Origin of the sequence: Synechococcus sp. Tobar12-5m-g (genome assembly GCF_024345415.1) — a bacterium.
Lineage (GTDB): Bacteria > Cyanobacteriota > Cyanobacteriia > PCC-6307 > Cyanobiaceae > Regnicoccus.
In genome coordinates, this window is sequence record NZ_JAGQBB010000045.1 from 1 (window position 1) to 7360 (window position 7360).

The following is a 7360-nucleotide window of genomic DNA, read 5'->3' on the forward strand; positions in this document are numbered from 1 at the left end:
TTTTGGCCGTGGACTGCTCGTAATCACCAAAGCCGAGCTGCTTGATGCCCATGAACCCTGTTCACGCCTGCGATCACACGGCCATTCTCGCGCAGGGTGGTGGGGTTTTCCAGAGTCTCCCTAGGCGACTCGCTTCTGATTGCTGTCTTTGGTGCGCCACTGTGAGTCACGGCTGTTTGGGCAGCGAGCCCTGTCGAACCTCAGTACTCTGTGGCGGCCGATTTCTTGGTGTTCGTATCGCTCTTTGAAATCAAGAGATTTGGGTTTGTGAGATTCTCGGCTCGAAAGGACGCCGATCATCGAGAGCTGAGGCATGAAGTTAAGACGGGGAAGCTTGCGGCGCGGCGGCCGATGTTCGGCGGAAGGGTCACGGACATGGTGGTTGCTCTTGTTGCCGGCGCCTGCTTTCTCCTCAAGGACTACTTCGACGCCTAATTCAATTCAGGGATTCAGATCGGGATTCTGATCGTTGACGCCGTCGTTGTCATTCGGTTTCAACGACAAGGAACGCGCTTCCGTTGCGACGTCTTGAGGATCAACACGGAACTCGAGTCGCTTCGCTCGCAGCTGCGTTCCGGCGTGGCTCGTCCCATTGAACGGGCTCGGCTCGGCGGCGGCTAACATGCGCATGAACCTGCCGAAACCGCGACCACCGTGGCCGGAGGTTTAACGGTTCTGGAACGCGGTTTCGCAGGTTATGCGCGGACGTTAGCCTTTTCCAAAGATTCCCGACGATCAGGCGAGGTGAAGGAATGTGAACTCATTGGACAAACAGTTATCAGACCGGGCATTCAACGCGGTCTATGCAAGCTATTCAGAGAGCCCCACCTTGCGTGAAAGCTTCCGCGAAGTGTATGGAGCCGATTATCCAGAAGAAGTCACCCCTCTCAGCTATGTCACTCTGACACTGCTCCGCCGGATTGCGCAGGCAGTCTCCTTAGGGTCTGGAACAACCCTTATAGACTTGGGCTGTGGCCGGGGCGGGCCAGGGCTCTGGGTAGCGCGTGAGACAAGTGCATCGCTCGTAGGAATAGATCTCTCCAGTGTAGGAATAGAGCAAGCGTCCCGCCGCGTCAAAGAGTTCAACGTTGAAGGGCGAGCCCAATTTGAGGTTAGCGATCTTACCGCTCTGCGATTTGCAAATCACACGTTTGATGCCGCGATGAGTGTCGATGTGCTTTGGATGGTTCCCGACAAACAGGCGGCATTGCGTGAGATTGCGCGCATCTTGAGACCCCAGGCGAGGTTTGCGTTTACGAATTGGGACCGTGATCTCTCACCTCCTGGTTACCCTCCACAAGTAAGCGATCATCGCCCGCTGCTGCGCGACGCAGGATTTCTAATCGAGACATATGAGGAGATACCAGGAGCCGAGGCGAAGCGAAGGGCACTCTACATGCGGATCATTGCGTCCCGGAAAGCTCTGATCCAAAAGATGGGGGAAGAGGCTGTGGAGGCTCTAATGACAGAAGCCCGACGTGCTTTAGGATTTGAAGATGGGACAGATTACCTTGCACATAGCCGACGAATATTCGTTGCCGCGCGCAAGGGTTGACCGTCAAACCTCCGCCACCTGCGCGACCGCAGCCCGGTAACGGTTTTGTCTGAACCTGACAAGACTCGTTGGGGCCTCGACGACTGAGTCGGGGGCGTTAGCCTGCTTCCTGTCGACCCAATTGAGTATGCAAAGGTGAAAGGCCAATGGATTTAGGCATGGGCGGTAAGAATGTCGTTATAACGGGGGGGAGCAGGGGCATCGGGAAACACATCGCCCTGGGGTTCGCCCGTGAAGGGGCCAACGTGGCGATTTGCGCGCGGAATGCAGGGCCGTTGCGCGAGACGGAGGAAGAGATCCGCAGTAATAATGTTGCCGCATACGCGGCGACATGCGACATTGGGAACCCTGCGGGCTTAGAAGCTTTCCTCGAAGAAGCAAGGCGGGAGCTCGGCGGCGTCGACGTTTTAGTTAACAATCCATCCGCGCTTGCGATGACCGACGATCCTGCCGGGTGGGAAGCAAGCCTGAACATCGACCTGATGGCGTCAGTCCGCGCCACGTGGAAGGTGGTCCCCTGGATGACCACAGCAGGTGGAGGATGTCTGCTTTTTATCTCGTCGGATTCCGGTCTTGAAGCCGGATCGCCACCTGCCTATGCGGCGGCGAAGGCGGCGATCATCAGCTACTCGAAGACCCTTTCCGTCACGCTGGCACCACAGCGAATTCGCGTCAACACGCTTGCTCCAGGATCGATCGAGTTTGTAGGCGGTTACTGGGACCTAGTCAAAAAAGGCAATCGCGAGCACTACGACACGGTCTTGGGCACAATTCCGTGGGGACGCATGGGAACACCGGAAGAAGTCAGTGACGTAGCGGTCTTTCTCTGCTCGAAGCGAGCGAGCTGGGTTACAGGGGCGTGCCTCAGCGTGGATGGCGCACAGCGTAAGGGCAATCTATAGCCGTCTCCATGAAAGGCGACAGCAGGGAAGGGTAGTCAAGAAGGAATACGGGCTCAGAAACGGTGCCACTAAAACGCCGACCGCGTGCAGATCAGCTTGAGCTGAACGGCTTCATCTTCGCGACGGCCAGTGAGCGGCGGCGTTAGCCGAATCTCTGGGAAGGGCGCCCAGCTAGGCAGGAAGAACGGATACGCCCTAAGCTGGGATCTGACTCCAGTGGCATCAGCTGGGAGGTAAGCATGAATTTCACGTTGGAGTGCGAACAAGAAGTAGACGGTCGTTGGATCGCCGAAGTGCCGGAGCTGCCTGGAGTCCTTGCTTATGGAAGTTGCTCCGCTGATGCGATGGCAAAGGCTGAAGTCCTAGCCCTTCGTTTTATCGCTGATCGGCTTGAAAATGGCGAATCCGAGCCAGTCAGCATCCGGTTTTCGCTTCCACTCTCTGCATGAGCAATTAGCCCTCAGCCAAAGCCAAGAACGTATTGGCAGCCTTGCAGTCCATTGGATGGGAAGTTAAGCGTCGGTCAGGATCTCACAAGACCCTTGAACATGCAGATTCTGCTGACAATGTCTTTTCATTCCATGATGGCGAAAAGATTGGCCCCAGGATGTTGTTTCAAATCGCCAAGCACACCGGCCTTCAGCCAGGCGATTTGTGATGCTGGCGCGAGATCGGCTAACAATGCCATACACCTGAGCCGCCCCCTGATGATCTTTGTTGAACTTCCTGGCTCGTGGCGGGCAGGTGATGGCAAGCGTTAGGCAGGAGTTCCACTGGAGTGGAAAGGAGGTACACCAGCAATAGTGGTCATTGGCAATATAGCATTTGCATTTCCTTTACGCAGAGGAGAACACTTGTATGTCTCGTTTGACTGCCATGCGTGTGATCTTCGTGTTGTGTCTGGTCGCCGCGCTGACATATTCGACGATCCGCGCCCAGGACGCTGCTCCCGCAGTGACACTCAAAGGTTACGCTGTGCTGCCCGCTGATTCATTCAGCGACGGCCTGCCGTCTGGCGCAAAGATCGATCCGAAATCAGACCTGAATGGGCGAACTATCCCGTTTAAAAGCCAGCCGGTACAGGGCTTCAGTGCGATCCTGCCCGCCGCAAACGGCAACTGGTTGGTCATGTCCGATAACGGCTACGGAGCGAAAGCCAACAGCGCTGATTTCCTGCTCAGCTTTGATGAAATGAAGATTGATTGGGAAAAGAAGACCGTCCAGGTTGTTGACTTCACGACATTAAGTGATCCGGATACAAAGGTTCCGTTCCCCATCGTGAACAATGACACCAAGGATCGCCTACTGACCGGCGCAGACTTCGACCCGGAATCGTTCCGCAAGGCGCCCGATGGTACGTTCTGGTTTGGAGAGGAATTTGGGCCGTTCCTAGTGCATACCGATGCGGCGGGCAAGGTGCTGGAAGCACCGATCCCAACACCCATTCCCGATGTGCTTAAGCCTTATGCCAACGGGTTGACATATTTTCAATCGCCCGATCACCCCGACTTTGTGGAACTGGTTGACCAGAAGGCACGTCAGACCGCCTCAAATCAGCGCCGCAGCAAGGGCTTTGAAGGCATGGCAATCAACGCTACGGGCGACATATTGTACCCCTTGCTGGAAGGGGCGATGACGCTCGACCCGTTCCAGGACCGTCTGCTCATCCAGGAATTTGACCTCAAGACAAAAGCATACACCCGCAAGCATTACTTCTACGCGATGAGCAACCCCGGCAATGCCATCGGCGATATGACGGCCATCAACGACACCGAATTCCTGATTATCGAGCGCGATGGCGGTCAAGGGAAGGACGCCAAGTTTAAGCGCATCTACAAAGTGGATTTTAGCCAAGCCGCGCCCGATGGCGTTTTGTCGAAAACGCTGGTCGTTGACCTGATGGCGATCAACGACACCAAAGGCCTGACCAAAGCTGAAGATGGTGCCGTTGGGCTTGGGGCGGACTTCGCCTTCCCGTTTCTCACCATCGAGGCGGTGTACCCAGTCGATGCACAGACGCTCATTGTAGCGAATGACAACAACTATCCATTCAGCAGTGGTCGGCGTCCGGGCAAGGCCCCCGATGATAACGAGTTTATCCTGTTGACGCTCCCCACAGTGCTCAACCTCGCGACCAAGTAATTCTCCACTTTCCTCTCAGGCGCTAGGGGGTAATAAAGGTGGCAGGAATCTTTTTCTAGGCCCCCGAGTGCAGGTAAGAGGGCTTACAAAGCACGGGAGCCGACCGCATCAATGGTAGTGTTTACTCATAGCGCCTCACTCGTGGCGCGGCGGCTCACCGCGGGCGTTAGCCATTCATCAAAGAGCCTATGTTCACGCTAGATCAAGTCGTTCCCTGGGGTCGCTCATATGAGGAATACACTTCAATGTTTTCACTCACCGGTGCTGACATGGTGGGCCGAATCCTTGGCTGTGGGGATGGACCAGCAAGCTTCAATGCCGAAGCCACCAGAAGAGGCAAAACGGTAGTTTCATGCGATCCAATCTATACATTTAGCAGTTCCGATATCGAAGCTAGGATTGCCGCGACCTATGAGCAAGTTATAGATCAGACTAGGCAGAACCAGAATGAGTTCGGTTGGGAAGCTATCACATCGGTTGAGGAGCTCGGGCAGGTTCGCATGGCCGCTATGGAAGCTTTCTTGGATGACTATCCAGTCGGCTTGGCTGAGGGTCGTTACTTGAACTTAGAGTTACCATCTCTGCCATTCCCTGACGGCGATTTCGACTTGGCCCTCTGCTCGCATCTTCTTTTCTTGTATAGCCGACAGCTGGACGAGGCTTTTCACCATTCTTCGCTGCTGGAGCTATGCCGAGTTGCTAAAGAAGTCAGGGTGTTTCCACTTCTTGCATTGGGTGGTGCGATTTCCCCTCATCTTAATGGGAGCGTCGAGATGGTGCATGCAGCGGGACATCAAGTGTCGATTCAACGGGTGAACTACGAGTTCCAGAGAGGCGCATGCGAAATGCTGCGGATTCAACGTGCTGATGGCTAGGAGCCAGAACTGTCCGATAGAAGGCACCCACCTCAAGAGCGGTGCGGTTAGCGGTGTTGGCCAAAGCATTATCATCTGACCAAGGCATGGCGAATTCATGGCGTAAGCGTTTCGATCTGGCGAAAATTCCGGTGCTGCGCTGAGGTTGCGCGCCTGCTCGCTTAGGCGCTCAGGCACTGACGGGCTTCGGTTTTAGATGTCGCCCCGCTTTCTGCTTCTGCGGTAAATCGGCCTGCCATTCGACCCATGACGACAACCACCGCTACTCTTGACGCCTTGCGCTCCGGTCAGCTGAAGGGGATCACTCGGCTGGATCTTGCCTGTGACCTGCAGGAGTTTCCGCGGGAAATCTTCGAGTTAGCCGACACCCTTGAGGTTCTGAATCTCTCGGGCAACTCGTTATCCGCGCTCCCGGATGACTTGTCGCGGCTGAGCAAGTTACGGGTGTTATTCTGCTCGGAAAATCGCTTTACCCAGCTGCCCGAGGTGCTGTCCTCGTGCGTTCAGCTTGAGATGGTCGGGTTTAAAGCGAACAGCATTCGCGAGGTTGCGGCTGCCGCCATTTCCCCCAGGTTGCGCTGGTTGATCCTCACGGATAATCAGATTTCGGCGCTTCCCGACTCAATCAGCAGCTGTGCGCGCCTGCAAAAACTGATGTTGGCTGGCAATCAACTGGCAGTTTTGCCGGAGGCGATGCGCGGCTGCGTCGGGCTCGAGCTGCTGCGGATTTCGGCCAACCGGTTCAAGGCTTTGCCGGAGTGGCTGCTGCAATTACCCCGGTTGACCTGGTTGGCGTTTGGCGGAAATCCGGTTTCAGCGGCGCCGCGCGCCCCGAGTCCGGCCGTGGCCCGCCTGCAATGGACGGATCTAGTGTTGGGTGAAAAACTCGGCGAAGGTGCCTCGGGAGTTATCCACAAAGCTCACTGGCAGCCGTCGCTGCAGGAAGCCGGGCATCCCGTGGCGGTGAAACTGTTTAAGGGGGCGGTCACCAGTGACGGGTTTCCTGCAGAAGAAATGGCGGCCTGTTTGGCTGCGGGTAATCACGCTCACTTGATCGGGGTCATTGGTGTACTCAGCGGGCACCCAGCCGGCACCAGCGGCTTGGTGATGCCGTGGGTCGACCCGGGGTTTCGGAGTCTGGCCGACCCGCCCAATCTGGCGACGTGCACGAGGGACATTTACGGTGAAGGCCTACGTTTCTCCCTGCCCTTGGTGCTGGACCTGGCCAAGGGCTTGGCCGCTGCCGGCGAGCACCTACACGCCCGTGGGATTTCGCACGGGGATTTTTATGCGCACAACGTCCTTTATCGACCCGAGGGCGGCTGCTTTTTGGGGGACTTCGGGGCGGCCTCCTTTTACCCGCCTCCGGCAAGTGGAGGCGCTAATCCGTTTGAGGCGCTGGAGGTGCGCGCCTTCGGCTGTTTGCTTGGCGAATTACTGGAGCGCCGTGAACCCGAACTGGACGTGCGCCTCCCGTCGTTAAAGGCGCTGCAACTCCGCTGCGTGGCGCCAGTGGCGGCGAGCCGGCCCCGGTTCGCCGAGCTGGTCGCAACCTTGGAATCCCTGCGACCATAAGCCCGCGGTTCAGGCTTCGGTCAGCAATCGGCGAAGGGTTTCGTCGACCAGCTTGGTGTTGGCCTTGCCCTTCGAGTCGGCATCGATGGCTACGCCAAACTTATTCCTCAGCCTGTTGACCACCTCCTCCAGGAAGAGATCAATTGTCCTGAGCTCTGGCAGGGGACCTTGAGATCAGCGGTGAGTGTCTCGCGTCAAGCCCCTTGGCCGTTTGGCGTCAATCAAGTTGGCCGGTGAGGCCCCCTGAGCTGCTCTGCGGTTGCCTTTGACGACAACCTCTTTCCGGCGACACGAAATCTTGCCCATCTCCG

General features: G+C 56.8%; 9 protein-coding genes. 8 read left to right on the forward strand and 1 reads right to left on the reverse strand.

What is annotated here, in order from left to right:
- The first annotated feature begins 210 nt into the window (after nucleotides 1-210).
- Entirely contained in the window at nucleotides 211-435 is a 225-nt protein-coding gene (locus KBY66_RS15480) for a hypothetical protein (RefSeq protein ID WP_255090522.1), read from the forward strand.
- A gap of 6 nt (nucleotides 436-441) precedes the next feature.
- Here KBY66_RS15480 and KBY66_RS15485 read toward each other — a convergent pair whose 3' ends face one another.
- Nucleotides 442-624 (reverse strand): hypothetical protein, encoded by a 183-nt coding sequence (locus KBY66_RS15485; protein ID WP_255090523.1) that lies wholly within the window; start codon nucleotides 622-624, stop codon nucleotides 442-444.
- A 130-nt stretch (nucleotides 625-754) separates the two neighbouring features.
- Between KBY66_RS15485 and KBY66_RS15490 the strand changes: the two genes are divergently transcribed.
- The 7 genes from KBY66_RS15490 (at nucleotide 755) to KBY66_RS15520 (ending at nucleotide 7049) form a co-directional block, all read left to right on the forward strand.
- Complete coding sequence (locus KBY66_RS15490) at nucleotides 755-1555, forward strand: class I SAM-dependent methyltransferase (protein ID WP_255090524.1); 801 nt, start codon at nucleotides 755-757, stop codon at nucleotides 1553-1555.
- A 158-nt stretch (nucleotides 1556-1713) separates the two neighbouring features.
- Nucleotides 1714-2457, forward strand: coding sequence for an SDR family NAD(P)-dependent oxidoreductase (locus KBY66_RS15495; protein ID WP_255090525.1), 744 nt, complete (start codon nucleotides 1714-1716; stop codon nucleotides 2455-2457).
- Nucleotides 2458-2696: 239 nt separating this feature from the next.
- Nucleotides 2697-2906, forward strand: coding sequence for a type II toxin-antitoxin system HicB family antitoxin (locus KBY66_RS15500; protein ID WP_255090526.1), 210 nt, complete (start codon nucleotides 2697-2699; stop codon nucleotides 2904-2906).
- A gap of 41 nt (nucleotides 2907-2947) precedes the next feature.
- Nucleotides 2948-3115 (forward strand): type II toxin-antitoxin system HicA family toxin, encoded by a 168-nt coding sequence (locus KBY66_RS15505; protein ID WP_255090527.1) that lies wholly within the window; start codon nucleotides 2948-2950, stop codon nucleotides 3113-3115.
- Between the two features lie 218 nt (nucleotides 3116-3333).
- Complete coding sequence (locus KBY66_RS15510; RefSeq protein WP_255090528.1) at nucleotides 3334-4599, forward strand: esterase-like activity of phytase family protein; 1266 nt, start codon at nucleotides 3334-3336, stop codon at nucleotides 4597-4599.
- A 245-nt stretch (nucleotides 4600-4844) separates the two neighbouring features.
- Nucleotides 4845-5474 carry an SAM-dependent methyltransferase gene (locus tag KBY66_RS15515; protein ID WP_255090529.1) on the forward strand — a complete coding sequence of 210 codons (630 nt, stop codon included), beginning with the start codon at nucleotides 4845-4847 and terminating at the stop codon, nucleotides 5472-5474.
- 246 nt (nucleotides 5475-5720) lie between these two features.
- Nucleotides 5721-7049 carry a leucine-rich repeat-containing protein kinase family protein gene (locus KBY66_RS15520; RefSeq protein WP_255090530.1) on the forward strand — a complete coding sequence of 443 codons (1329 nt, stop codon included), beginning with the start codon at nucleotides 5721-5723 and terminating at the stop codon, nucleotides 7047-7049.
- The last annotated feature ends 311 nt before the right edge of the window (nucleotides 7050-7360 follow it).

Coding starts and splice junctions, on each gene's coding strand:
- KBY66_RS15485 (WP_255090523.1), bottom strand. CDS start 624: ATGTTAGCCGCCGCCGAGCCGAGCCCGTTCAATGGGACGAGCCACGCC.
- KBY66_RS15495 (WP_255090525.1), top strand. CDS start 1,714: ATGGGCGGTAAGAATGTCGTTATAACGGGGGGGAGCAGGGGCATCGGG.
- KBY66_RS15500 (WP_255090526.1), top strand. CDS start 2,697: ATGAATTTCACGTTGGAGTGCGAACAAGAAGTAGACGGTCGTTGGATC.
- KBY66_RS15510 (WP_255090528.1), top strand. CDS start 3,334: ATGCGTGTGATCTTCGTGTTGTGTCTGGTCGCCGCGCTGACATATTCG.
- KBY66_RS15515 (WP_255090529.1), top strand. CDS start 4,845: ATGTTTTCACTCACCGGTGCTGACATGGTGGGCCGAATCCTTGGCTGT.
- KBY66_RS15520 (WP_255090530.1), top strand. CDS start 5,721: ATGACGACAACCACCGCTACTCTTGACGCCTTGCGCTCCGGTCAGCTG.